This is a genomic window from Xenorhabdus littoralis, assembly GCF_033949345.1.
Taxonomy (GTDB): domain Bacteria; phylum Pseudomonadota; class Gammaproteobacteria; order Enterobacterales; family Enterobacteriaceae; genus Xenorhabdus; species Xenorhabdus littoralis.
The window spans coordinates 1-273 of the sequence record NZ_VCDP01000241.1 but is presented as its reverse complement, the minus strand read 5'-3'; the positions used below and the strand labels follow the sequence as shown (position 1 = coordinate 273).

Below are 273 nucleotides of genomic sequence, written 5' to 3'. Positions count from 1 at the left end.
AAGCAGCCACCATTTAAAGAGTGCGTAATAGCTCACTAGTCGAGTGACTCTGCGCCGAAAATGTACCGGGGCTAAATACACCACCGAAGCTGCGAATTGATACCAATGGTATCAGTGGTAGGGGAGCGTTCTAAGTGCAGTGAAGTCAGACCGGAAGGACTGGTGGAGCGCTTAGAAGTGAGAATGCCGGTATGAGTAGCGAAAGACGGGTGAGAATCCCGTCCACCGAATGCCTAAGGTTTCCTGAGGAAGGCTCGTCCGCTCAGGGTTAGT

At 52.0% G+C, this 273-nt stretch carries 1 rRNA gene; it reads left to right on the top strand.

From position 1 onward, the window contains the following. A 23S ribosomal RNA gene (locus FE394_RS19480) occupies window positions 1–273 on the top strand; the annotation flags it as partial.